A 24,878-nucleotide genomic window follows, 5' to 3' on the forward strand; every position below is an offset into this window, starting at 1 on the left:
GTCCTAGGAGGAAAGTTCGTGTCACAACCCATTCAATGGTTTCCTGGCCATATGGCCAAGGCTAAACGTGAAGCCAAGGAAAAACTCAATTTAGTCGATATTGTTATTGAACTAGTTGACGCTCGTATCCCTGAATCCAGTCGTAATCCCTTGATTGACGAAATTGTAGGTAATAAGCCTCGTATTATGGTCCTCAACAAGGCCGATTTAGCAGATCCTGCTAAGACTCAGGCTTGGATTAATTACTATCAAAGTCAAGATATTCATGCTTTATCTATCGATGCTCAGCATGGTAAAGGACTCAAACAACTTGAGAAGCAATGTCAGCTACTTATGTCAGATTACTTTGCCAAACAAGCTGCTAAAGGTGTCAAGCCGCGTGCTATTCGCCTGATGATTCTGGGGATTCCTAACGTAGGTAAATCAACCTTAATCAATCGCTTTGTGGGTAAGAATCAGGCCATTACCGGGAATAAACCCGGGGTTACCAAGGCGCAACGTTGGCTAAAAGTAGGGCGCAATTTTGAATTACTGGATACGCCGGGGATTCTGTGGCCTAAATTTGATGATCCTTTGGTGGGCAAAAAATTAGCCCTAACCGGTGCCATCAAAGACCAACTGGTTCATATGGATGATTTGGCTCTTTACCTATTAGATTTAGTATTAGGCAATAATCTGGATGTGCTTAAACAGCGTTACCGTCTGACTGAACAAGAGTGCCAACTGCCCCTAGTAGAGTTACTTTTAGTTATCACTAAGCGACTGGGCTTTAAGGATGATTATGATCAGGCATCTACAAAATTAGTCATTGACTATCGTCAGCACCAATTAGGTAGTTTGACCTTGGATCAAGTGCCTTTAGAAGCCTCATTAGTAGGTGAAAATTAATGTCTAAGTTAACTGTAAGTCAAATTAAGGATGCTTTGCTAGAAGTAGAGGATGAGTCTCATGAATTATTAGCGATACTAGAAAAAGATGAGCGTAAAAGTGTCCAAAAATTGCTTGAACAATGCCATAAACGCCTACTAAATCAACAAATCATGTTTCACGACCACCAAAAAAGGCTTATACATGAAATTGCAGCCTATAATGCTGGATATCAAGTGATTGCCGGATTAGATGAGGTAGGGCGTGGGCCTTTAGCTGGTCCAGTGGTGGTGGCAGCAGTTGTTCTGCCTAGAGACTGCCAGCATTTACTGGTTGGGGTGACAGACTCTAAGCAACTCTCACACGCAAAACGTCTAGAGTTTGCTCGACAAATTCGTGAGGTCGCCCTTGATCTTAAAATTGTTGCCATTCCTCCAGCTATTATTGACCGGGAGAATATCTATCAAGCTACGCGACAAGGGATGAAGGCTGCAGTTGAGGCTCTAAGTCTAAGACCTGATTATTTGCTACTGGATGCCATCAATATTGATGCTGATTTGCCACAAGAGTCCTTGGTCAAAGGCGATCAGCGTTCCTTATCCATTGCGGCTGCTTCTATTGTTGCCAAGGTTTATCGGGATGAATTGATGGTCCAATACAGCCAGACCTACCCAGAGTTTGGCTTTGAGCGGAATATGGGCTATGGGACCAAGGAACATTTAGAGGCCTTGGATAGAGTAGGTTATACTCCTATTCATCGTCGGAGCTTTGAACCGGTTAAGTCCATGTACAAAACATATGAATCATAAATTCAATCGGTTCCGCTACGGAGCCGATTTTTCTATAGTGAAGGCAAGGTAAGCTTGACAAAACCCTTAGACATTTGTAGAATTAAGGTGAGAAAGATTGATTCATTAAACGAAAGGAGATTCTTATGGTAGCAAAAATTAAGCGTCTAGCGGATGGCGAATTCACTATCTTGAAGGCCATCTGGCAATTGCCACAGCCTACAACTTCTGCTCAGATTATTGAATATCTAGGTGAAGACAATCATTGGAAGCCACAAACCTTGCTTACGGTCTTGGCTCGTCTTACTGAAAAAGGATATCTCAATAGCGAGCGAGTGGGGCGGGAACGTCACTATACAGCACTAGTTTCAGAAGCAGATTATCTGGAGGTTGAGGCCTCTGACTTCTTGAATCGCTACAAGGGTCACTCTCTCAGTGGCTTTATTAATAACTTATTCCGTTCAAATTCCTTATCTGATTCTGATATGGATGAATTGCGTGACTTGCTGAATCAGCATAAGTCCTAGTGAGGAGGGGGCTAAATGCAAGACATACTCTTTAACTTCTTTTTGACTAGCTTATCAGTTTCTTGCTTAATCCCATTTGTCAGTATTTGTTTTATGCTTTTCAAGAATCGACTGTCAGTCCGGAGTAAATACTATATCTGGATTGGGGTTATCCTGAGCCTCTTGTTACCATTCAGACCAGCCTTTAGTCTGGGCTTAATTGAGGTGCAACCACCCGCACCATTACTCCCGACCTCAGCTCCGGCTCATATGGGGTCGACACCAATAGAAGCTTCAGGAGCAACAGTTCCGACTCCTACATGGTCCTTTAACATTTTACATGCTATCTTGTTGGTCTGGCTATTAGGTGTCTTGATATATCTTGGACGTCAGCTCTATAGTTACATCAAGTTCCAGACCATGCTCAAGCGATGGGGCGACCCTGTTGAAGATTTAGCCATCTGGGAAACCTTAGCTGAGATGCAAGCGCTTGTGGGTGTAAAACGCGAAATTGGCCTAATTTATTGCCCGTTGGTTCACAGTCCTCTCTTATTTGGCTTCAGAAAACCAACCATTGTACTTCCTGAGCTTGACTATACAGAGGAAGAATTTAGTTTGATCTTCCATCATGAATTAGTCCACTATAAGCACGGAGATGTTTATGTTAGTCTCTTAGCCATGTTTATTAAGAGTCTCTACTGGTACAACCCATTGGTTCGTTTTGCCAGCAAAGAGTTATTGGAAGCAGGGGAAATGTACTGTGATGCTACCGTATTAGCTCAACAAGATGTTAGTTATCGCATCTTCTATGGTGAGACAATCCTGACCATGATTGACCGAAGCAAGAAAAACCAGGTAGCTTTAACCACTTGCTTCTATTCCAATCGTTTCAATTTGAAGCGACGCATATTAGCCATTATGGATAATCGTTATCCAATTCGCTTCTTATCCGTTCTTGCCATTCTAGGAGTGGCTACTTTAGTCTTACTATCGCGTTCTGTCTTTGTCATGGCACAACCACCTGCTAATCAGGTGGCAGATAGTCAGATAAGTGAGCTCGGAGTTTCTAGCAATCAAGCCAGAGATTATGCCTTAGCAGAGGCGGGCTTGACATTGGATCAAGTCCAAGCCTTAGAAATAGAATTGTCTCAGGACCGCTATTTTGTCGCTTTCCAATATCAAAATACCATTTATCAGTACCAAATTAGTTTGATAGATGGGCAAATTTTACGAGTTCATGAGACCAACCAAATTTTAGTCTCGAATTCTCAACCAAGTGAGAGCGTCGCAGGTTCTGAACATGTAGCTAGCCAAACTTCTAATGCAGAGTCGTCACAGGCACCGTCAGTATTTAGACCTTTACTCAATGTGCAGTCCATCTTGAAAGATAGCGATGACGATGAATCTGATGACAAAGATGACATGGATGATCCAGATGATCCAGACGACCCAGATGTAGATGATTAATAAACAAATATAGATTTGAAGTCTAACGAGAGACGATAGAGCTCTCGTTAGGCTTTTTGTATGTGGTTTTGCAAATATAACAATCTCATGACACATGTAGAATTGACTTGAATTATAAAAACTACAAGTGTAGAATATAATTATAAACGACAAATGTAGTATATTCATTAGCTCCTAGAGAGCTTATCTTTTATCACCTAAATACTACATATGTAGAATTAGGAGGAGTAAAAATGAAAGAGCATAAAGTTCAAAAGAATTTCCAACGTTTCGAGAGTAAATATTTAGTGGATGCTAAGACCATGACGGCACTGAATAAGGAGTTTAGTCAATACTTAGTGCCAGATGACTACCCTGTCTCGACGATTAGTAACTTGTATTTTGATAATGCAGACTATGACTTAGTGGAAGATTCATTAGCTAGATTGCATGGACGCGAGAAAGTCCGAATGAGAACCTATGATGCTAAGCCTAAGGCTGATAGTTTTGCCTTCTTAGAGATTAAGAAGAAGATTTTAGAAGTAGGGCATAAGTACCGTTTTGTAGCAGATATGGCAGATATTATTCGCTATGTGGCCCATCCTACCAAAGCTCATCCAGATGCTAACCCAGAGTTGCAATTAACCTTATTAGAGCTACAACGTCGCTACGTAGCACTTAAGCCAATGATGTTTATTGGTTATAATCGCGACTCCTATCGTGGAATTGAAGATCCTAAGGTTCGTGTAACCATTGACCGCGAAGTTGTTTACCGAAACTACGACTTAGATTTAACAGCTGGGCGGCATGGAGAACCATTAATCGAGGAAAATCAAGTTATTCTAGAAATTAAGGTTAATGGTGATCAACCCGACTGGATGGTTGAAATCTTGAACCGTCATCAAGTTGAAGAAATTTCTTTCTCTAAATATGGGAGAGCCTATTCTAAAACTTTAGAAGCTTCAGAAGTTCGCTTGGCTTTATAATAGGGAGGTAGGTTTATGAACCAATTATTCAATTCAGTTTATGTGGCAAATGAAGCCAATGCTAAGCCTGAAATGTTAATGATGTCACTGCTAGTTGCCTTACTAACTGGTCTCTGGTTGGCTTGGGTCTATAAGTATAAGACGCTCTATACGAAGGATTTCGTTATTACTTTGGCTCTCTTGCCAACCATTATTGCCATGATTATCTTTTTAGTCAACGGTAATTTGGGCACCAGTGTGGCTGTAGCCGGGACCTTTAGCCTCATTCGTTTTCGTTCAGCGGCAGGGGGCGCCAAGGAGATGCTAGTTATTTTTATGGCGACTGCCATCGGTTTAGCCTGTGGGATGGGATATATCTTCCTAGCCCTTGGCTTTACCCTTGTTTTGACCTGTCTGCTCTTGATTTTGGAACATGTCAATTTTGCTAATACAAGCCAATCACGGCGCTATCTGACAGTGAAAATTTCAGCTGATCAAGATTATGATTTGCTCTTTGAGGGTATTTTTGAAGCGCTTTGTCAGTCTGTAGAACTGGCCTCCATATCTTTTGAAGATGGCGATGCCTTGCTTAAGTTAGACTATATCGTAGACCTTAAACGTGAGGTTAGCGATCATGCCTTTATTAATCAATTTCAGGCCTACAATACTTTAGCTAAAGTTAGCTTGAGTAAGGTAGCCAAGAAGAAGAAGACACTTTAGATAACTCCTAAGCCAGTAGATTTATTTAGTCTGCTAGCTTATTTATACTTACTTGACAGCTGATTGAAAACGCTTTATGATAGTTATATACTCTATTTTAAAGCAAGGATTCATTTTGTGAAGAAATGCATAAGTTAACAAAACGAGTGGTATCATGCCTGGTTTATTCATCAGAAAGGGAGAGTGTTATGAGACCAAGAAAATCTCTAGTGAGGGACTTACTTTTAGCGCTTGATCGTCAGCTGCCCGTTCATTTCGAATTGGAAAACCTATTAGACTTTGTAGAGTCACATTCTTACAGCCAGGACCAAGTGATTTCAGCTTTAGAATACCTTAAGCACGAAGGCTATTTGTCAGGTCTTATTCTCTATGATGACCAAGGGCAGCCATATCACTTCATTATTGATGGTATGTCCCGCCAAGGGCTTGACTTGCTAGATAGCTTATCTAAAGAAAGTACCCTATAGGAACTTTAACTACAATAAGGGAGACTGGGAATCAATTCCAGTCTCCCTTATATATGCTTTTCTTACTATTTATATAGCCTTGTAACTTTTTATCTTTTTTAGACGTGTTTTATTCTCCTTTTTGCCTATATATAGTATGAAAGGGGAAATCTTGATGGATTTGACGATGAAGGAGCAACTCATTCTTTTGAGCCTAGAAGGCGCTAATTACCGTGAGATTTGGTATTACCTCAAGCATGCTATCAAAAGTGCTTGTCATCGCGACGCACTTCAGCTCGCAGACTGTCAGTCTATGTTAAGGGAAGTACAGAAAGAAGAAGGCGTCTTAGTTAATCCAAGTTTTCATTTCTATTTGGATGACCAAAACTATGAAAGAATTAAGGAATTAGCCAACTATAGTCTGATGATTGGTGAAAGACTGTATCCTAGCACCTGGTTAGAGATTCCTAAGCCGCCTTTATTGGTATATTTTCAAGGACATATTGAATGGTTGCAAGAGCCGCTAATTTCGATAGTTGGAACTCGAGCTATTAGCTCACAAGGTCAGCGAGATGCTAGCTCGCTAACACAAGCTTTGTGCCAAGCAGGCTATGTCTGTGTCTCGGGGATGGCTTTGGGAGTAGATGCCATGGTCCATCGAACGGCTCTAGGCTGCTCAGGTGGCAAAACCATTGCTATCTTGCCGGCTGGCTTTGGGACCTGTTATCCACGAAGTCATACAAGCCTTATGGCTGAATTAGGGCAATCCCACTTGCTCTTGTCAGAGTATTTGCCTCATATAGGAATCAAAAAACATCATTTTATTATGCGTAATCGATTGGTAGCGGGGATTGCACCAGCACTGGTTGTTGTGGAAGCAGCCTTGAAGAGCGGGAGTCTCATCACGGCTAATTTTGCCCTGCAGTATAATCGCGAGATTTATGTCTGTCCAGGACATTTGAGTGAGACTAATTCAGCCGGATGTAATCAGTTAATTGAAGCGGGAGCTAATGCCATTTATAGTCTGCCAGACTTCTTGGGAGACCTGGAGACTCTCTATCGTCTCCAAGCAATAAAGAATTAAAAGTGTTGACAAGCGATCCGGTTTCGTCTAAGATTGATACGATTTACATTGAAGCAAGCCCCCTTGCTCGAGAAAGGGATGTGTCGATCAGGTGACTTATAAATATCTGGTGATTGTCGAATCACCAACAAAAGCAAAAACTATTGATAAATACTTGGGTAAGAACTATAAAGTAGTAGCCAGCAAAGGACACTTGCGTGATTTGCCTAAGAGCAAAATGGGTGTGGATATCGATAACCATTTTGAACCTAGCTACATTAACATTCGCGGCCGTGGTGATACCATTAAAGAACTTCGTAAATACGCCAAAAAAGCTGAAAAAGTCTATTTGGCAGCCGACCCGGACCGTGAAGGGGAAGCAATCGCTTGGCATCTGTCCTATATATTAGGTTTGGATCCAAACGACAAGAACCGCGTGGTCTTTAACGAAATTACCAAAGATTCTGTTAAAGAGGCCTTCAAGCATCCGCGTGCTATTGACCAAGAACTAGTTGATGCCCAACAGGCGCGTCGTATCTTAGACCGTGTAGTGGGTTATTCCATTTCGCCTATACTATGGAAGAAAGTTAAAAAAGGCTTGTCTGCTGGTCGGGTGCAGTCCACGGCATTGAAACTGATTATTGACCGCGAACTAGAAATCCGAAACTTCAAACCAGAAGAGTATTGGGATATTCCGACTACCTTCCTTAAGGGCAAAAGCAAGTTCCAGGCTGATTTTTATGCACTAGATGGCAAAAAGCGTGAGCTTAAGAGTCATGAGGATGTCCAAACGGTGATGGCTCGAATTGATCAAAAGGCCCCATTCAAGGTAGATGAGATTGAGGAGAAGGAGCGCCGTCGTAAATCGCAGGCGCCATTTACTACCTCAACCCTACAACAAGAAGCGTCTAATCGTCTGGGCTTCCGTACCAGCAAAACCATGATGGTCGCCCAACAGCTCTATGAAGGGATTAGCCTTGGCCGCAACACGGTTGGTTTGATTACCTATATGCGTACAGACTCTACCCGAATTGCGCCGAGTGCCCGTCAGGCAGCTCTCGATTATATTGATGAGACTTTTGGATCTGAATATCTTGGCCCCGGCAAGGTAGTCCGTAATGGTCAAAGCGCTCAAGATGCCCATGAAGCGATTCGTCCATCTAATGTGACACTTACTCCAGAGTCCATCCAAGCCTCTTTAACTAAGGACCAATATCGACTCTATAATTTGATTTGGTCCCGTTTTGTGGCTAGTCAGATGGCAGATGCGGTCTACGATACCATTCGTTGCGACTTAAGTCAGAATGGTGCAACCTTCCGTGCAAATGGCTCTAAGATTAAATTCCCTGGTTTCCTTAAGGTTTATCCATCTCAAGGGGCTAAGGATAACTTCCTGCCAGACTTAAAAGTTGGAGAGGCAGTGAAGGTGGCGGATATGAATCCAAGTCAGCACTTCACCCAACCACCTGCTCGTTACAACGAAGCTTCCTTGGTTAAGGTCTTAGAAGAAAAGGGGATTGGCCGTCCATCTACCTATTCACCTACCATTGAAACCCTGCGCAAGCGTTACTATGTCAAAATGGTGGCTAAGCGTTTTGAACCAACTGAACTAGGCGAGATTGTCAATAATCTGATGACTAGTTATTTCCCTAATATCGTGAATACCGAGTTTACGGCTGGTTTAGAAACGGAACTAGATGCCATTGAAGAAGGCAAGTTCCAGTGGGTTCAAGTCCTAGAGTCCTTCTATGAAGGCTTTAAAGGCAATTTAACCAAGGCCGAAGAAGAAGTAGCTAAGATTGATATCAAGGATGAGCCAGCTGGTTTCGCCTGTCCTGAGTGTGGCCATGATATGGTCATTAAGATTGGCCGTTTTGGTAAGTTCTATGCCTGCAGCAATTTCCCAGATTGTCGACATACAGAAGCGATCGTCAAAACCATTGGCGTGACCTGTCCGCAGTGTCATCAGGGCCAAGTGGTCGAACGCCAATCCAAGAAGAATCGGCTCTTCTTTGGCTGTAATCGATATCCTGACTGTGACTTTGTCTCATGGGACAAACCAGTTGGACGCGACTGCCCAGTCTGCCAACACTATCTAGTAGAAAAAACAAGTCGCAAGGGCAAACAAGTTGCTTGCAGTCACTGTGACTATCAAGAAGATATTCAAAAATAAGCAAGTTCCTTGCCAGCATAAAAGAGATTAAACCGAGGTTTAATCTCTTTTTGTTTATCAATCCTTAACAAATGAGAGCAAATGAGGCGGAGCAGTCGCTTCAAAAGCAAAAAAGTGATACACTAAAAGACATAGAAAGAATGAAAGTAGGTGGTCTTATGCAAGAAGCTATTGCGCGTTTTCTCCAATACATTAGTGTTGAAAGACGCTATTCCCAGAAGACCCTAGCTGCCTATCAACAAGACTTAGCGGCCTTTCAGTCTTTTATTGAGACTAGCGGTGGCGGCGATTTGAAGCAAATTGCCTATCAAGATGTTAGACTCTATCTGGCTTATCTCAATGAACAAGCCTACGCAAAAACGAGTATCCGCCGTAAATTATCCAGTCTACGATCATTTTTTTCTTACTGCCTAAGCCAGGGATGGATTGAGACTAATCCCATGGAATTGGTTCAGTATCAAGTGAAGAAAAAGACCTTGCCACAATTCTTCTATGAAGAAGAACTGAGTCAACTCTTTGACGCCCTTTATAAGCGGGAAGATGATGCGGCTTGGCGTGACCGAATGCTCTTAGAAGTTCTCTATGCAACCGGTATGCGGGTCAGCGAACTAAGCGAATTGAGCCTAAATCGCCTTAACCTAGAGGTACAGCTTATTCGTGTGCTAGGTAAAGGAAACAAGGAGCGCATCGTACCATTGGGAGATTCAGCGACCCAAGCCATTCGGGATTACTTAAGTCATTTAAGACCGAAAATTGATAGAAATAACAGCCCATACCTGCTACTGACTGACAAGGGGGCGCCAATGAGTCCCCGACAGATTCGGACTCGACTCAAGAGCTTGGTTGAGGAGCAGGCCATGAATTTAAAAATCTATCCCCACAAATTGCGGCATTCTTTTGCTACGCATTTGCTCAATAAGGGGGCAGATCTGAGAACAGTTCAAGAACTCTTAGGCCACGCCAACCTCAGTTCAACCCAAATTTATACCCATGTAACTAAAGACCAATTGCGCAGCCAATACCTTAAAGCCCATCCTAGGGCTAAACAAGCTAAGCAAGACAAATAATCAAGCTAAAAGGAAGTGACCATCATGACAACAATTTGTGCTGTAAAAAAAAATAATCAACTGGCCATGGCTGGTGATGGCCAAATTACCATGGGCCAACAAGTCATTATGAAAGGCTCTGCCCGTAAGATTCGCCGTATTTATCATAACCAAGTCCTGGTTGGTTTTGCGGGTGGGGTAGCGGATGCTATTACTCTATCAGAAATGTTCGAGGCCAAGCTCAGTGAGCACCAAGGACAGTTAACCCGGGCAGCCGTCGAACTAGCCAAGTCTTGGCGTTCTGACCGGACTTTACAGAAGCTAGAAGCCCTACTGATTGTCATGGATAAGAACAATCTCCTCATGGTCAGTGGGACGGGGGAAGTCATTGAGCCAGATGATGGCATTTTGACCATTGGCTCTGGGGGTAACTATGCCTTAGCAGCAGCCCGTGCTCTCAAGCGTAACGCGCCTGAATTGAGTGCCGTAGACATTGCCAAGCAAGCCTTACAAATTGCTAGTGAGATTGATGTCTTCACCAATGACCAAATTCGTGTGGAAGAAGCCTAAGAGGGCTGACTTGCCACTATAATAGAAGGGATGAATTGATTATGAGTCAATTAACACCACGTTATGTTGTCAATGAATTAAATAAGTACATTATCGGCCAAGATGAAGCTAAACGCGCCATTGCCATTGCCTTGCGCAATCGTCTGCGCCGTCTCAAGTTAGATCCTGCTATGCAGGCTGAAGTCAAACCAAAGAACATCTTAATGATTGGACCAACTGGGGTCGGTAAGACTGAGATTGCGCGACGCTTGGCTGAAATCGCCAATGCGCCTTTTGTCAAAGTAGAAGCGACCAAGTATACCGAAATCGGTTATGTTGGTCGTGACGTAGAGGCCATGGTACGTGACTTGGTGGAAGCCAGCATTCGCATGGTCAAGAAGATTAAACATCAAGAAGTGAGAGAAGAGGCCTATGAGCGTGCCTTGACCCGCCTAGCTAAGGCCCTCAAACCGGGTATTAAGCAAGAGAAGAAGCAACAAGCCCAGCCTAATGATTTTATGGCCATGTTGCAACAAATGACTCAAAGCCAGGAGGAACCTCAGGAAGTGGTGACAGATGACATTAAGGTAAGTCGCCGCCAAATCAAGGAACAATTGCGCCAAGGCTTACTTAATGATAAGGAAGTCACCATTGAGTTAGAAGAGAAGAAACTGCAACTCAATAACTTAAACCCTATGATGGAACAAATGATGGATGTCCAATCCGAATTCCAAAACTTACGACCTAAGAAAAAAATCAAACGCAGTGTGACCGTCAAGGAAGCGCTGGAATTGCTGACAGAAGAAGAGTCAGATCATCTGGTTAATCAGGATGATATTAACCAACAGGCCTTAGAACTGGCTCAAAACAGCGGGATTATTTTTATCGACGAAATCGATAAGATTGCAACTTCATCCAATCATGGTGGAGAAGTCAGTCGCCAAGGGGTCCAACGTGACATTCTTCCGATTGTCGAAGGAAGTGACGTCCAGACTAAGTATGGTATCATTTCAACTGATCATATTCTCTTTATTGGGTCAGGTGCCTTCCATGTAGCCAAGCCTTCGGATTTAATCCCAGAGCTGCAGGGGCGCTTTCCAATTCGTGTTCAGTTGACTGACCTTAAGGTAGATGATTTCCGCCGAATCTTACAAGAGCCTGCACATGCTATTTTGCATCAATACCAGGCCATGCTGGCTACAGAAGGGGTACAGGTCATTTTCACGGACTCTGCTATCGATAAAATGGCGGAGTATGCGGTGCTATTGAATGAGTCAACCGATAATATTGGGGCTCGTCGTCTCCATACTATCGTCGAGACAGTCCTAGAAGAATTACTCTATGAAGCCGCGGATATGAATATGGGCCGTATTGAGATTAATGGGGCTTATGTAAGTCAACGATTAGATAAAATAGTAGAAAGTCCTGATTTGAGCCACTATATCTTATAGGCAACTCATAGAGGAAGATTTGAGGAGGTAAATCCATGATACGACTTGAGAATGAACAAGTAATTGTAAAAATTAAGGAGATGGGGGCTGAACTGACCTCTGTCTTGAATCGCGCGTCAGGTTATGAATTCATCTGGCAAGGGGATCCCAACTACTGGGGACGTCAGGCGCCCATTCTCTTTCCGATTGTGGGTAGCTTAAAGGAAGGATGCGTCTCTTATCAGGGGCAGGATTACCGCCTACCACGTCATGGTTTTGCCAGAGACAGTTATTTCCGGGTCATTGCTCAGTCACAACAAGCGGTCACCTTTGAACTGACATCAAATGATGAGACCAAAGCACTGTATCCTTTTGACTTTGTGTTGCAAGTCTCCTATATTTTGTCTGGCCCACGCTTGACTGTTTCTTATACGGTCCATAATCCTAATGCTAGCCAGGTATTATACTATAACATTGGGGGCCATCCAGCTTTTAATGTCTGCCAAAATGATAAGGACGAGTTTGATGGGGTATACCTTAGCTTCCAACCACAAGAGATGTTACGCCATATTCCGCTAGACCTAGCTAGTGGCTTAATTGAGCTTAATAAGGCGCGCTATCAAGAGCTGAGTCGAATGGAGCTTAGCCACAAGACATTTAAAAAGGATGCGCTAATCTATCAAATCAAGCCAGAGACTGAGCTGCTTCTAGAAGATGCCCAGGCAAGCATCGGACTCAGCCATCATGGCATGAGCTTTGTGGGGATTTGGTCACCGTATCCTGCTAAAGCGCCATTTGTCTGCCTAGAACCATGGGCGGGCATTGCGGATAGCAGTGAGGCAAGTGGCCAGTGGCCAGAAAAATACCAGGTCATTGAAGTGGGTCCTTCCAATGTTTCCACCCATGACTACACCCTGACTTTTACTAAAAAAAACTAAGACAAGAAATTTAGGAATTAGCAGAAAGCGAGGCTAGACATATGCATTCCCTTCAAGTGGCGCCCCAAACCAAATTAGGGGTTCTAGAAGCCTATTATGGGTATGACAGCTTTCGCCCAGGCCAAGAGGCCATTATTGATGCCATTCTATCCGGACGGGACGCTATGGCCATCATGCCAACTTCGGCTGGTAAGTCTCTTTGCTTTCAAGTGCCAGCCTTGTTATTGCCAGGGGTAACCTTAGTGATTTCGCCACTTATTTCGCTAATGCAAGACCAGGTTTCTAGCTTGGAAGCCATGGGCATACCTGCAGTTTTGATTAATAGTGGCCAAAGCTTGGAAGAAAACCGTCAAGCAGTGACGGCCTTAAGAAGTGGGCGAGTCAAATTAGCCTATATTGCGCCAGAGCGCCTGTCAAATGACTATTTTTTGAACTTGGTCAGCCAATTAGAGGTTAGTTTAGTGGCAGTGGATGAAGCTCATTGTATTTCCCAATGGGGTAATGACTTTCGGCCTTCTTATCAAGCCATTCCTCATTTGCTGGACTATCTAGCCAAACGACCGGTTATGGCGGCTTTTACGGCGACAGCCACCCACCAGGTTCGGCAAGATATTGTCCATTATTTAGGGCTACAAAAGCCCTTTGAAATGGTGACAGGCTTTGATCGACCTAATCTTTTCTTTGCCTTGGAAGAACCAAGCGATAAGATAAGAAGGCTAAAGGAACTTTTGGCCAGTGGCGAGCCTAGCATTGTCTATTGTGCCACACGCAAAGACGTGGAGTCTGTAGCTAGTAAACTAAATCAGTCCGGTATTAAAGCCAGACCCTACCATGCTGGAATGGACATGTTAGATCGACACGCTGCTCAACGCGCCTTTCAATTTGATGAGATTCAGGTGGTGGTGGCAACTAATGCCTTTGGTATGGGGATTGATAAATCCAATGTGCGTCAGGTCATTCATTATGCTATGCCTAAGGATTTGGAATCCTATTATCAGGAAGCAGGCCGTGCTGGTCGTGATGGCGAAGACTCTCGTTGTACCTTGTTCTATTCAGACCGCGACATTATGACCAATGTCTACCTGATTGAACAAGGTGGCGATCCAATCGGACGCCAGAAACTCAATGAAATGATTGACTATTGCCGAACTACTCAGTGTTTGCGGGGCTTTATGTTACGTTACTTTGGTGAATCGCCACATGAAAGGAACTGTCAGTCCTGTACCAATTGCACGACGACAGTGGAACAGGTTGATATTACGGTGCCTGCACAAAAGATTCTAGCCTGTGTCTATCGTATGGGCCAACGCTATGGTTTGACTAAGGTGGCCGAGGTCCTTAAGGGCAGTCAGAAGGCAGACATCAAAGGAACATATCTGGCTGATCTGCCCACTTATGGTCTCATGAAAGACATACCAGAAGCTCAAATCAAGCGTTATATTAGTGCCTTGGTGGTAGAAGGTTATCTTAAGATGGTAGGCCAAGACTATCCCATTCTCAACCTAACTTCTAAGGCTAAGCCGGTGCTAAAGGGGCAGGAACAAGTAAGTATTAAGCATACTTTGGCAATGAGTATTGCTAAGATGAGTCAAGTCAAGGCTCGTGGTAATGAGAGCCAAGATGCCTATGATCAAGTGCTTTTTGAGCGTTTACGGCAAGTTCGTTATGATTTAGCTCAAAAGCATCAGGTACCACCTTTTATTATTTTTTCCGATGCTACCTTGCGCGCCTTGTGTCGTCATTTCCCGACGACGGAGACAGCCTTCCTGACTATCTCTGGTGTGGGGCAGAAGAAATTATCACAGTATGGCTATGACTTTATGCAAGCCATTGAGGCCTATCTGGCTGAAAAAGATAAGTAGAAAAACACGCTTAACTCTCAGGGGAGCTAAGCGTGTTTGCTTTTATTTTGCTTGTGATGAATCCTTGGATCCATGCTGATTGAGCCAGAGACCGAGCCCAAAGCTGATAGTCTTTTCTTCATGGCGTAGTAGGCGCTCAATGTTCTGCCGGTGACGATATATCATGAAGAGGGCGATAAGGATAAAGGTCACGCCGTAGATTTTATTAGGCTGAGTCAAGAAGAGGTAGCAGGCGGTCAAGCTATAAGAGACCATGGCCGAGAAGCTAACAGTACTGGTTAGATAGAGTAGGGTAAAGAAGCTAATCACCATGACCAAGGCAATCCAGAAATGGAAGCCTAGCAAGACACCGATAGAAGTAGCAACAATCTTGCCGCCCTTGAAGTTGGCCCAGATGGGATAGGCATGGCCAATTAAGGCTGCAAGTGCGACAGCTGAGATCACCCAGGCATTATCTGTGAAGAGCCATTTGGCCAAGTGAACTGGAATCCAGCCTTTTAAGACATCAATCATGGCAACTAAGACGGCTGACTGAAAGCCGTAGGTACGTCCAATGTTAGTCGCGCCACTGTTACCAGAGCCTGTTTGGCGCACGTCTTGACGATAGCGTAGACGTGAATACCAAACCCCAGTAGGGATGGAGCCTAGTAAGTAGGTGGCAATAATCAATAGGATTTTGAGATGCATAGAGAGCCTCCTTTAAATTCCCCTTTAGTGTATCACGAATTCCTACTAAAAAAAAGGCCAGGGGACATCTTTCAGTTGCTATTTAGCGGATGATGCGCTAGAATGGGCCAGATGAAAGATTTAATTGAAATCTAGACCTAGTATTTGGTATGATAGAACAGTTGAAACAAAAAGTTGAGGTGACAATAATGGCTGATAAGCAGCAATTATTAACAAATTATGGTGATGATGCCATCCAAATCCTAGAGGGTTTAGAAGCTGTACGTAAGCGTCCGGGTATGTATATCGGCTCTACTGATCAACGTGGCTTGCATCACCTTTTATATGAAATTGTGGACAATGCTGTCGATGAAGCTTTGTCAGGTTTTGCGGACCATATTAAGGTAACCATCTGTCAAGATGGTAGTGTTAAAGTTCAAGATAATGGTCGTGGTTTGCCAGTCGGCTTGCATGCTTCAGGTAAGCCAACCATTGAAGTGGTCTTTACTGTCCTCCATGCCGGCGGTAAATTTGGTCAAGGTGGTTATAAGTCGGCTGGTGGTCTTCACGGGGTAGGGGCTTCAGTGGTCAATGCGCTCTCTACTTGGGTGCAGGTTGAGGTGGACCGTGATGGCTATACCTATCAAATGCGTTTTGAGAATGGGGGCGTGCCGGTTACTAAACTCATTAAGACTAAGAACTCCAACAAGTCTAAACATGGAACTACCGTGCATTTTATGCCGGATAGCAAGATTTTTGGCCATGCTAGCATAAACAGTGAGACGATTGCAGAACGTTTGCGTGAGTCTGCCTTTCTGCTTAAGGACCTAACGATTGAACTAATCGATGAGCGTATTGATTATCATGAGGTCTTCCACTTCAGCCAAGGTCTGATTGACTTCATTACTTATTTAAATGAAGAGAAAGATACCCTTGGAGATATCGCTGGTTTTGCTGGTGAGGTTGAGGGCTTTGAAATTGATTTTGCCTTTCAATATAATGATGGCTATTCTGAGACCATTCTATCCTTCGCCAATAATGTTCGCACAGGTGGCGGGGGGACCCATGAAGTTGGGATGAAGACCGGCATGACTAAAGCCTTCAATGACTATGCACGTAAGGTGGGACTGCTCAAAGATAAGGATAAGAACTTAGAAGGTTCAGATGTCAGAGAAGGGCTAACGGCGGTTATTTCGCTACGTATTCCTGAGGAATACCTGCAATTCGAAGGTCAAACCAAGGAAAAACTTGGAACGCCTAAGGCGCGCCCACTGGTAGAAAACTTCGTTAACGAAAAAATGACGGCCTATCTCAATGAGAATGGCAACTTCTCTCAGATGATTCTGCGTAAGGCCATTAAGGCCAGAGAAACGCGCGAAGCGGCGCGTAAGGCTCGTGACGCGGCGCGATCTGGTTCTAAGAAGCAGGCCCAAGAACGAGCAATTTCCGGTAAATTAACTAAGGCTCAATCAAAGGATTCCAGCAAGAACGAACTCTACCTAGTCGAAGGTGACTCTGCTGGTGGTTCAGCTAAGCTTGGCCGAAATCGCCAGTATCAAGCCATCCTGCCACTTCGCGGTAAGGTCATCAACACCGAAAAAGCGTCTATGCAAGATATCCTTAAAAACGAGGAAATCAATACCATGATTTATACCATCGGGGCTGGAGTAGGGGCAGATTTTGACCTAGAGTCGGTTAACTACAACAAAGTCATTATCATGACCGACGCGGACACGGATGGTGCCCACATTCAAGTCTTACTCTTAACTTTCTTCTACCGTTATATGAAGCCCTTGTTAGAAGCGGGCAAGGTCTATTTAGCTATGCCGCCACTCTTCAAAATATCTAAAGGATCAGGTAAGAAGCAAGTGGTGGAATATGCCTGGACAGATGAAGAATTAGCCAGCAAAATTGCCAAAGTTGGCAAAGGCTATGTTCTACAACGCTATAAAGGTCTTGGGGAAATGAATGCCGACCAGCTATGGGATACTACCATGAACCCAGAAACCCGTCTATTGATTCGTGTCACGATTGATGATGGGGCACGCGCGGAACGCCGATTGACTACCTTGATGGGTAATAAGGTAGAACCACGACGTAAGTGGATTGAGCGTCATGTCAGCTTTACGCTAGATACAGAAGACTCAATTCTGGAAATGTCGCAAGGGCAAGAATCCAGTCATGCCCATCATGAAAGTTTAGTCAAACAACAAGATGCGCGTCAAGAAGCCCAAGGGCCTGAGTTAATTGCTCAGGATTCCGGTGAATTTTCACTCTTTAATGATGAGGAGGTCTAAGCATGAGCCAAGAAATGATTCAAGAATTAAGCTTTGCAGATGTGATTGGTGATCGCTTTGGTCGTTATTCCAAGTACATCATTCAAGACCGGGCCTTGCCAGATATTCGAGACGGTCTCAAACCGGTTCAACGCCGGATTCTATACGCTATGTATCGTGACCGGAATACAGCCGACAATCCTTACCGTAAGTCCGCTAAGACGGTCGGTAATGTCATCGGTAACTATCACCCTCATGGGGACTCTTCTGTCTATGAAGCCATGGTCCGCATGAGTCAAGACTGGAAGTTGCGCAATCCTCTGATTGATATGCACGGGAATAATGGTTCCATGGATGGGGACCCAGCCGCGGCTATGCGTTATACCGAAGCCCGCCTGTCACCTATTGCGGCTCAGTTACTGCGTGATATTAAGCAAGAAACTGTTGATTTTATCCTTAACTTCGATGATACGGAAGAGGAGCCAACGGTTCTACCAGCACGTTTCCCAAATCTCCTAGTCAATGGGGCAACAGGGATTTCAGCTGGTTACGCCACTGAAATTCCCCCTCATAATCTAGGTGAAATTATTGATGCCGTCATCTATCTCTTAACCCACAAGCGTCCTAAGTTAGAGGAATTGTTGGAGTTGGTGCCGGGCCCTGACTTCCCTACGGGAGCCATTATTCAAGGTATAGATGCCATTCAACAGGCCTATAAGACAGGCCAAGGTAAGATTACCTTAGTTTCGCAAACTGACATTGAAAGTCTAAAAGGTGGGAAAAGTCAGATTGTGGTGACTGAGCTACCATACGAGGTCAATAAGAGTAAACTCATTCAACGTTTGGACGAAATTCGCATTCAGCGTAAGGTAGAGGGTATCGCAGATGTTCGCGATGAATCTGACCGTAATGGAGTGCGTCTGGTAGTCGAACTTAAGCGTGACGTTGACGCCAAAGGGATTCTGACCTATCTTCTGAAACATACTGACTTGCAAGTGAACTACCATTTTAACATGGTCGCGATTAACAAAAGACGACCTGAACTGGTTAACTTACAAACCATGTTGGAAGCCTATATCAGTCACCAGCAGGAAGTACTAACCCGTCGCACTCAGTATGATTTGGCTAATGACCAAAAACGTCTACATATTGTAGATGGTTTGATTCGGGTAGTCTCCATTCTGGATGAAGTCATTGCCACTATTCGTCGCTCTGATAATAAGCAGGATGCTAAGGAAAACTTAGTAGCTGAGTTTGATTTTTCTTTAGAACAAGCCGAAGCCATTGTGTCCTTACAACTCTATCGTTTGACAAATACCGATATTACGGCCTTGCAACAGGAACGTTTGGAATTGAATGAGCGGATTCTGATGTATCAAAATATCCTATCCAATCCTGAAATCCTCAATAAGGTTCTGATTAATGAACTTAAAGCTATCAAAAAAGACTTTGCGACACCGCGTCGTAGCCAAATACAAGCAGAGGTTCAAAGCCTAGAAATCGATACTCATATTCTGATTCCAGACGAGCAAGTTATGGTTTCTTTGACCAAGGAAGGCTATATGAAGCGTACTAGTATGCGTTCCTTTGCCTCATCTGATCTAAATAGTTTAGGCTTACGTGACTTTGACTATCCAATTTTTGTCGAGGAACTCAGTACACATCAAGAATTAGTCATTATCACTTCAAAGGGGAATTATATCCATATTCCGGTGCATGAACTGCCTGAAATTAAATGGAAGGATCTTGGGGTCCATCTGTCCCAAAACTATCAACTTCAAGATGGTGAACGCTTTGTTAAGGCTTTTGTGGCAAGCCAGGAGGACCATAAACTAATCTTGGCTACTAAGGCGGGTATGATTAAGCAGACGCCATTATCGGCCTTCACGACTTACCGGTCTTATAAAACGCGGACGGCAAAGGCTATGAATCTGCTAGACGATCAAGATGAAGTAGTAGCAGCGGAATGCCTTAAAGCTGGTCAAAATTATGAGGTCGTCTTATTGACCAAACGCTCTTATTGCTTACGTTACTCAGCTGACTTGGTATCAGAAATGGGCCTGAAAGCCAAAGGGGTAACAGCAATTAAGTTGAAAAAAGAAGACCAGGTGGTTGCCTGCTTAGTGGTTAACCAAGAAGCAAAACGGCCACAACTCTTTGCCTTGACTCAGCGAGGAAATGTGAAACGCAGTGATTTAACTGTCATACCTGAACTGGGGCGTGGCTCGCGTGGCGTCCTCTTACTAAAAGAATTAAAAACCAATCCGCATCAATTATTGAAAGTCCTAGCCCTTGATAAAGCGCAGCACCAAGTCTGTCTTTTAGGGGATACAGGACAAAGTGTGGTCTTTCCAGCTAGTGAGATTCCACTGTCGGATCGCCTTGCTAACGGCTCGCAAGCGCCTGATTTAGCCAAATTGGGTAATGTCTTAGACTGTTATTTAGTCTTGGACATCCAATCTCAGGCTTCAGAAGCAAATTAGTTTTTTTAACCATCGTCTGATTGGACGATGGTTATTTTTTTGCTTTGACTTTGTGCAAGACAATGAGGGTAGGGTAATAAAGTTTGTTCATTTTACTTGTAGAAGGACATAGATCTGCATCAGACTTACTTGTTATAGATTTTTTGTAAGAAAAAGAAAACGTGTAGGACTAGGGTTAGAGGCAAATGTACTAATACAGATGACAAATTATGGGCAAACAGGATTAGTACAGGATAGATATTTCACAAACTTTTACACAAGCTGCGCGACTTTGTGAAACCGGTGTAAACCTTGATATAACAAGGTATTTTACTTGGTGTTTCTGAACTAAAGGGCTTGCATTTTAAAATATGAGTGTTATAATGAACATATAAAAGTTGTTGTACTAGATAGTTTACAATTCAGTTAAGGAGGATATCTATGGAACAATGGCAAGGCTTTAAAGGTAAAAAATGGCAGGAAGAAATCGACGTGCGCGATTTCATCCAACAAAACTATACGCTCTATGAAGGAGACGATAGTTTCTTAGCAGGTCCTACTCAAGCTACCAAAGACTTATGGGCACAAGTAATGGACTTGAACAAGCAAGAACGTGAAGCGGGTGGTGTCTTAGACACTGATACTTCTGTTGTATCTACCATCACTTCTCACGGTCCTGGTTACTTAGATAAAGACAAGGAACAAGTGGTTGGTTTCCAAACTGACAAACCATTCAAACGTGGTTTACAACCATTTGGTGGGATTCGTATGTCTGAAAAGTCTGCAGAGGCTTATGGCTTCCATGTAGACCCAGAAGTTTCTCACATCTTTACTGAATACCGTAAAACCCATAACCAAGGGGTATTTGATGTTTATACACCAGAAATGCGTGCAGCTCGTAAGTCGGGGATCATCACTGGTCTACCAGATGCTTATGGTCGTGGCCGTATCATCGGTGACTACCGTCGTGTTGCCCTCTACGGTGTTGACCGTTTGATGGAAGAAAAACTCAAAGACTACAACAACATCGGTTGCGATGTTATGACTAATGACATCTTACAATTACGTGAAGAATTGTCAGAGCAATATCGTTCATTGAAAGACCTTAAGAAATTAGGGGAAATCTACGGTTTCGATATTTCTAAACCAGCAACTACCGCTAAAGAAGCTTTCCAATGGCTCTACTTAGCATACTTAGCTGCTATCAAAGAACAAAACGGGGCAGCAATGTCCTTGGGTCGTACTTCTACCTTCTTAGACATCTACGTAGAACGTGACTTACGCAATGGTACTTTGACAGAAGAAGAAGCGCAAGAATTGGTTGACCACTTCATCATGAAGTTACGTTTAGTTAAATTCATGCGTACACCTGAATATAACGAACTCTTCTCTGGGGACCCAACCTGGGTAACTGAATCCATTGCAGGGGTTGGTTTAGATGGTCGTCCATTGGTAACTAAGAACTCCTTCCGTTACCTCCACACCTTATCTAACTTAGGTCCAGCACCAGAACCAAACTTAACGGTTCTCTGGTCACCACAGTTAACTGATGGCTTCAAGACCTTTGCGGCTAAGATGTCTATCGAATCTTCAGCTATTCAATACGAAAACGACGAAGTAATGCGTCCACAATATGGTGATGACTATGCCATTGCTTGCTGTGTATCTGCAATGCGTGTAGGTAAACAAATGCAATTCTTCGGCGCTCGTGCTAACTTAGCTAAGTGCTTGCTCTATGCAATCAACGGTGGTATTGACGAAAAATCTAAGGCTCAAGTAGGTCCTAAGTTCCAACCAGTCACTTCTGAATACCTAGACTTCGAAGAAGTAATGGAAAAATATGATGATATGATGGAATGGTTGGCAGGTCTTTATGTCAATGCCCTCAACTGTATCCACTACATGCACGACAAGTACAGCTATGAACGCATTCAAATGGCGGTTCAAGATACCTACATTCACCGTACTATGGCGACAGGTATCGCTGGTTTCTCTGTTGCGGCTGACTCCTTGTCTGCTATCAAATACGGTAAAGTTAAGACTGTCCGTGACGAAAACGGCGTTGTAGTTGACTTCGAAGTAGAAGGCGACTTCCCTAAATATGGGAACAACGATGACCGCGTAGATACATTAGCGGTTGATCTCTTGAAACGCTTCATGACCAAAGTTAAGAAGCACCCAACCTACCGCAATGCGCAACACACTACTTCTATCTTAACCATCACTTCTAACGTTGTATATGGTAAGAAGACTGGTAACACACCTGATGGTCGTCGTGCAGGTCAACCATTTGCACCAGGTGCTAACCCAATGCACGGTCGTGACACTCACGGGGCTTTGGCTTCCTTATCATCTGTTGCGAAAGTACCATACTCTTACGCATTAGACGGTATTTCTAACACCTTCTCCATCATCCCACGTGCCTTAGGGAAGGAAGAAGATGTGCAACAAGAAAACTTATCCAACATGTTGGATGGTTACTCTAAAAAAGGTGGTCACCACCTCAACATCAACGTATTCAATCGTGACACCTTAGTGGATGCGATGGAACACCCAGAGAACTACCCACAATTAACCATTCGGGTATCTGGTTACGCCGTTAACTTCATTAAGTTGACCCGTGAACAACAATTAGACGTTATCAACCGGACTATGCATAGCCAAATGTAATAGTCGAGTCTTGACTGGGAAAAGTGACGGGGCAACTCGTCGCTTTTGCCCTTTATATAGAGATAGGTAAGGAGATAAATGTAATGCAATTTGGGAACACAGCCACAACACAAGTAATTGGTCATGTCCATTCAACCGAAAGTTTTGGGTCCGTGGATGGCCCAGGCATTCGATTTATTACCTTCATGCAGGGCTGCCGCCTACGTTGCGAATTTTGCCACAACCCTGATACTTGGGCGACGCGTGGGGGACATGACTATACGCCGCAACAACTCTTTGACGAGGCCGTTCAATACCAAGATTTCTGGGGTAAGAAGGGTGGCGTTACGGTCAGTGGGGGAGAGCCTCTCTTGCAGATTGACTTTGTTATTGAGTATTTCAAAATCTGTAAAGCCAATGGGGTCCACACTACTTTAGATTCTTGTGGGGGGCCATTCACCCGCAAGGAGCCATTCTTTAGTAAATTTAATGAATTGCTTAAGTATACAGATTTAATTCTCTTGGATCTTAAGCACATTGATTCAGATGGCCACCGTAAGTTAACTGGTCAGCCTAACGAGAACATTCTGGATTTGGCTCACTATTTATCGGATATTGGTCAACCAGTATGGATTCGCCATGTCTTGGTACCTGAACGGACTGACTTTGATGAATATTTAATTCGGCTCAGCGCCTTCGTTAAGACGCTTAAAAACGTCTTGAAATTTGAAGTCTTACCTTATCATAAGCTAGGGGTTTACAAGTACGAAGCCCTGGGGATTAAGTACCGGTTGGCGGGGATTGAGCCGCCGACACCTGATCGGGTAGAGAACGCCAAGCGTATTCTAGAAACCGCCTCTTATCGCGGTTATCTAACAGCCTAAGGATTAAAATAGCCTTTAGTGATTTTCTATCACTAAAGGCTATTTATTTTTGTGCACAAGTCATAGGCGGGAAAGTTGCCAATCAGTGTGTGAAAGCGTAAAATAAAAGGGTATGAGGGACTTTGCCTAGACCTCTTTGGGGCTATAATTTTTCCCAGCTACATGTTAAAATAAGGGCAGTAATTATCTTATAGGAGGATCCACTGACATGACCCAATACTTAGTTTTCGGACATAAAAACCCAGACACTGACACCATTGCATCTGCTATTGCTTTTGCCTACTATCTCAACCAAAAAGGCCACCAAGCTGAGACGGTGGCACTAGGTACACCTAATGAAGAAACGGCTTTTGCCCTTGAATACTTCAAGGCTCATGCACCTCGTGTGATTGAATCTGCAGCTGGGACGGGCGCCCATGTGGCTTTGGTTGACCATAATGAAGCTAGCCAGTCCATCGATGATTTAGCTGATTTAACAGTAGACTATGTCATTGACCACCACCGGATTGGCTTTGAGTCTGCACAGCCTTTGTACTATCGTTGTGAGCCAATCGGCTGTACTGCTACTGTCCTTTACAAGATGTTTGGCGAAGCAGGAATTGAAATACCTGCCCAAATTGCCGGTCTTATGTTGTCTGCCATCATCTCTGATAGCTTACTCTTCAAATCACCAACTTGCACGCCTGAAGACGTGGATGCTGCTCAAGCATTGGCAAAACTGGCGGGTGTTGACGCACAAGTCTATGGTTTGGATTTATTGAAGGCGGGGACTAACTTAGCAAGCAAATCGGAAGAGTCTTTACTCAACTTAGATGCTAAGAGCTTTGACATGAATGGCCACCAAGTAAGGATTGCCCAAGTCAATGCCATTGGTTTTGCTGATCTCTTGGCTCGTAAAGAAGCCTTATTAAAGGCTATGCAAGCGGAAGTTGAGGCAAAAGGCTATGAACTCTTCTTGCTGGTTGCGACAGATGTCTTAGATAGCAATTCCTTTGGTTTAGTTGTAGGCCAAGATGTATCTGCTTTGGAAGCCGCTTTTGGTCAGAAGGTGGTGGACCAACAACTAGAACTGCCAGGAGTAGTATCACGTAAAAAACAAATTGTACCACCATTAACTGATAGCTACGCAGCCCGTTAGTTAT

At 43.7% G+C, this 24,878-nt stretch carries 20 protein-coding genes; 19 read left to right on the forward strand and 1 reads right to left on the reverse strand.

Annotation, left to right across the window (positions count from 1 at the left end):
- Positions 1 to 18: 18 nt before the first annotated feature.
- The 14 genes from ylqF (at position 19) to recQ (ending at position 14,799) form a co-directional block, all read left to right on the forward strand.
- Positions 19 to 888: a ribosome biogenesis GTPase YlqF gene (ylqF, locus tag HMPREF3093_RS03195; protein ID WP_257244489.1), complete on the forward strand. Its 870-nt coding sequence runs from the start codon at positions 19 to 21 to the stop codon at positions 886 to 888.
- Positions 888 to 1,676, forward strand: a complete 789-nt coding sequence (locus tag HMPREF3093_RS03200; protein WP_070755565.1) for a ribonuclease HII — start codon at positions 888 to 890, stop codon at positions 1,674 to 1,676. The genes ylqF and HMPREF3093_RS03200 overlap by 1 nt, the downstream gene beginning before the upstream one ends.
- Positions 1,677 to 1,801: 125 nt before the next feature.
- Positions 1,802 to 2,182 carry a BlaI/MecI/CopY family transcriptional regulator gene (locus tag HMPREF3093_RS03205; RefSeq protein ID WP_070755566.1) on the forward strand — a complete coding sequence of 127 codons (381 nt, stop codon included), beginning with the start codon at positions 1,802 to 1,804 and terminating at the stop codon, positions 2,180 to 2,182.
- A 15-nt stretch (positions 2,183 to 2,197) separates the two neighbouring features.
- Complete coding sequence (locus HMPREF3093_RS03210) at positions 2,198 to 3,628, forward strand: M56 family metallopeptidase (RefSeq protein ID WP_070755567.1); 1,431 nt, start codon at positions 2,198 to 2,200, stop codon at positions 3,626 to 3,628.
- A gap of 233 nt (positions 3,629 to 3,861) precedes the next feature.
- A complete protein-coding gene (locus HMPREF3093_RS03215; RefSeq protein WP_070755568.1) occupies positions 3,862 to 4,593 on the forward strand; it encodes a polyphosphate polymerase domain-containing protein in 732 nt (243 codons plus the stop codon).
- Positions 4,594 to 4,608: 15 nt separating this feature from the next.
- Positions 4,609 to 5,292 carry a DUF4956 domain-containing protein gene (locus HMPREF3093_RS03220; protein ID WP_070755569.1) on the forward strand — a complete coding sequence of 228 codons (684 nt, stop codon included), beginning with the start codon at positions 4,609 to 4,611 and terminating at the stop codon, positions 5,290 to 5,292.
- 188 nt (positions 5,293 to 5,480) lie between these two features.
- A complete protein-coding gene (locus tag HMPREF3093_RS03225; protein WP_070755570.1) occupies positions 5,481 to 5,759 on the forward strand; it encodes a hypothetical protein in 279 nt (92 codons plus the stop codon).
- Between the two features lie 154 nt (positions 5,760 to 5,913).
- On the forward strand, positions 5,914 to 6,822 hold the full coding sequence (gene dprA, locus HMPREF3093_RS03230) for a DNA-processing protein DprA (protein WP_180363253.1): 909 nt from the start codon (positions 5,914 to 5,916) through the stop codon (positions 6,820 to 6,822).
- 91 nt (positions 6,823 to 6,913) lie between these two features.
- Positions 6,914 to 8,974, forward strand: a complete 2,061-nt coding sequence (topA, locus tag HMPREF3093_RS03235) for a type I DNA topoisomerase (protein WP_070755571.1) — start codon at positions 6,914 to 6,916, stop codon at positions 8,972 to 8,974.
- A 158-nt stretch (positions 8,975 to 9,132) separates the two neighbouring features.
- The gene (xerC, locus tag HMPREF3093_RS03240; RefSeq protein WP_070755572.1) at positions 9,133 to 10,041 is read left to right on the forward strand and encodes a tyrosine recombinase XerC; all 909 of its coding nucleotides are present in this window, start codon (positions 9,133 to 9,135) and stop codon (positions 10,039 to 10,041) included.
- Positions 10,042 to 10,065: 24 nt separating this feature from the next.
- Complete coding sequence (gene hslV, locus HMPREF3093_RS03245) at positions 10,066 to 10,590, forward strand: HslVU peptidase proteolytic subunit (RefSeq protein WP_070755573.1); 525 nt, start codon at positions 10,066 to 10,068, stop codon at positions 10,588 to 10,590.
- 41 nt (positions 10,591 to 10,631) lie between these two features.
- Complete coding sequence (gene hslU / locus HMPREF3093_RS03250; RefSeq protein ID WP_070755574.1) at positions 10,632 to 12,020, forward strand: ATP-dependent protease ATPase subunit HslU; 1,389 nt, start codon at positions 10,632 to 10,634, stop codon at positions 12,018 to 12,020.
- A gap of 35 nt (positions 12,021 to 12,055) precedes the next feature.
- A complete protein-coding gene (locus HMPREF3093_RS03255) occupies positions 12,056 to 12,937 on the forward strand; it encodes an aldose 1-epimerase family protein (RefSeq protein WP_070755575.1) in 882 nt (293 codons plus the stop codon).
- 41 nt (positions 12,938 to 12,978) lie between these two features.
- Positions 12,979 to 14,799 carry a DNA helicase RecQ gene (gene recQ / locus HMPREF3093_RS03260; protein ID WP_070755576.1) on the forward strand — a complete coding sequence of 607 codons (1,821 nt, stop codon included), beginning with the start codon at positions 12,979 to 12,981 and terminating at the stop codon, positions 14,797 to 14,799.
- Positions 14,800 to 14,841: 42 nt separating this feature from the next.
- Here recQ and plsY read toward each other — a convergent pair whose 3' ends face one another.
- Positions 14,842 to 15,486 carry a glycerol-3-phosphate 1-O-acyltransferase PlsY gene (plsY, locus tag HMPREF3093_RS03265; protein ID WP_070755577.1) on the reverse strand — a complete coding sequence of 215 codons (645 nt, stop codon included), beginning with the start codon at positions 15,484 to 15,486 and terminating at the stop codon, positions 14,842 to 14,844.
- Between the two features lie 188 nt (positions 15,487 to 15,674).
- Here plsY and parE point away from each other — a divergent pair, with 188 nt between their 5' ends.
- The 5 genes from parE to HMPREF3093_RS03290 all read left to right on the forward strand — a co-directional run bounded on the left by parE (position 15,675) and on the right by HMPREF3093_RS03290 (position 24,874).
- Positions 15,675 to 17,762, forward strand: a complete 2,088-nt coding sequence (gene parE / locus HMPREF3093_RS03270) for a DNA topoisomerase IV subunit B (protein WP_070755578.1) — start codon at positions 15,675 to 15,677, stop codon at positions 17,760 to 17,762.
- 2 nt (positions 17,763 to 17,764) lie between these two features.
- Complete coding sequence (gene parC, locus HMPREF3093_RS03275; protein ID WP_070755579.1) at positions 17,765 to 20,224, forward strand: DNA topoisomerase IV subunit A; 2,460 nt, start codon at positions 17,765 to 17,767, stop codon at positions 20,222 to 20,224.
- Positions 20,225 to 20,644: 420 nt separating this feature from the next.
- Positions 20,645 to 22,873 (forward strand): formate C-acetyltransferase, encoded by a 2,229-nt coding sequence (gene pflB / locus HMPREF3093_RS03280; protein ID WP_070755580.1) that lies wholly within the window; start codon positions 20,645 to 20,647, stop codon positions 22,871 to 22,873.
- An 83-nt stretch (positions 22,874 to 22,956) separates the two neighbouring features.
- A complete protein-coding gene (gene pflA / locus HMPREF3093_RS03285; RefSeq protein WP_070755581.1) occupies positions 22,957 to 23,736 on the forward strand; it encodes a pyruvate formate-lyase-activating protein in 780 nt (259 codons plus the stop codon).
- Between the two features lie 208 nt (positions 23,737 to 23,944).
- The gene (locus HMPREF3093_RS03290; protein WP_070755582.1) at positions 23,945 to 24,874 is read left to right on the forward strand and encodes a manganese-dependent inorganic pyrophosphatase; all 930 of its coding nucleotides are present in this window, start codon (positions 23,945 to 23,947) and stop codon (positions 24,872 to 24,874) included.
- Positions 24,875 to 24,878: the final 4 nt, after the last annotated feature.

The sequence above is a fragment of the Abiotrophia sp. HMSC24B09 genome, assembly GCF_001815865.1.
GTDB lineage: Bacteria > Bacillota > Bacilli > Lactobacillales > Aerococcaceae > Abiotrophia.

What these genes read in the sequence shown, in the direction of transcription:
- HMPREF3093_RS03200 (WP_070755565.1), top strand. Translation starts at nt 888, where the DNA reads ATGTCTAAGTTAACTGTAAGTCAAATTAAGGATGCTTTGCTAGAAGTA.
- HMPREF3093_RS03205 (WP_070755566.1), top strand. Translation starts at nt 1,802, where the DNA reads ATGGTAGCAAAAATTAAGCGTCTAGCGGATGGCGAATTCACTATCTTG.
- HMPREF3093_RS03210 (WP_070755567.1), top strand. Translation starts at nt 2,198, where the DNA reads ATGCAAGACATACTCTTTAACTTCTTTTTGACTAGCTTATCAGTTTCT.
- HMPREF3093_RS03215 (WP_070755568.1), top strand. Translation starts at nt 3,862, where the DNA reads ATGAAAGAGCATAAAGTTCAAAAGAATTTCCAACGTTTCGAGAGTAAA.
- HMPREF3093_RS03220 (WP_070755569.1), top strand. Translation starts at nt 4,609, where the DNA reads ATGAACCAATTATTCAATTCAGTTTATGTGGCAAATGAAGCCAATGCT.
- HMPREF3093_RS03225 (WP_070755570.1), top strand. Translation starts at nt 5,481, where the DNA reads ATGAGACCAAGAAAATCTCTAGTGAGGGACTTACTTTTAGCGCTTGAT.
- dprA (WP_180363253.1), top strand. Translation starts at nt 5,914, where the DNA reads ATGGATTTGACGATGAAGGAGCAACTCATTCTTTTGAGCCTAGAAGGC.
- xerC (WP_070755572.1), top strand. Translation starts at nt 9,133, where the DNA reads ATGCAAGAAGCTATTGCGCGTTTTCTCCAATACATTAGTGTTGAAAGA.
- hslV (WP_070755573.1), top strand. Translation starts at nt 10,066, where the DNA reads ATGACAACAATTTGTGCTGTAAAAAAAAATAATCAACTGGCCATGGCT.
- hslU (WP_070755574.1), top strand. Translation starts at nt 10,632, where the DNA reads ATGAGTCAATTAACACCACGTTATGTTGTCAATGAATTAAATAAGTAC.
- HMPREF3093_RS03255 (WP_070755575.1), top strand. Translation starts at nt 12,056, where the DNA reads ATGATACGACTTGAGAATGAACAAGTAATTGTAAAAATTAAGGAGATG.
- recQ (WP_070755576.1), top strand. Translation starts at nt 12,979, where the DNA reads ATGCATTCCCTTCAAGTGGCGCCCCAAACCAAATTAGGGGTTCTAGAA.
- plsY (WP_070755577.1), bottom strand. Translation starts at nt 15,486, where the DNA reads ATGCATCTCAAAATCCTATTGATTATTGCCACCTACTTACTAGGCTCC.
- parE (WP_070755578.1), top strand. Translation starts at nt 15,675, where the DNA reads ATGGCTGATAAGCAGCAATTATTAACAAATTATGGTGATGATGCCATC.
- parC (WP_070755579.1), top strand. Translation starts at nt 17,765, where the DNA reads ATGAGCCAAGAAATGATTCAAGAATTAAGCTTTGCAGATGTGATTGGT.
- pflB (WP_070755580.1), top strand. Translation starts at nt 20,645, where the DNA reads ATGGAACAATGGCAAGGCTTTAAAGGTAAAAAATGGCAGGAAGAAATC.
- pflA (WP_070755581.1), top strand. Translation starts at nt 22,957, where the DNA reads ATGCAATTTGGGAACACAGCCACAACACAAGTAATTGGTCATGTCCAT.
- HMPREF3093_RS03290 (WP_070755582.1), top strand. Translation starts at nt 23,945, where the DNA reads ATGACCCAATACTTAGTTTTCGGACATAAAAACCCAGACACTGACACC.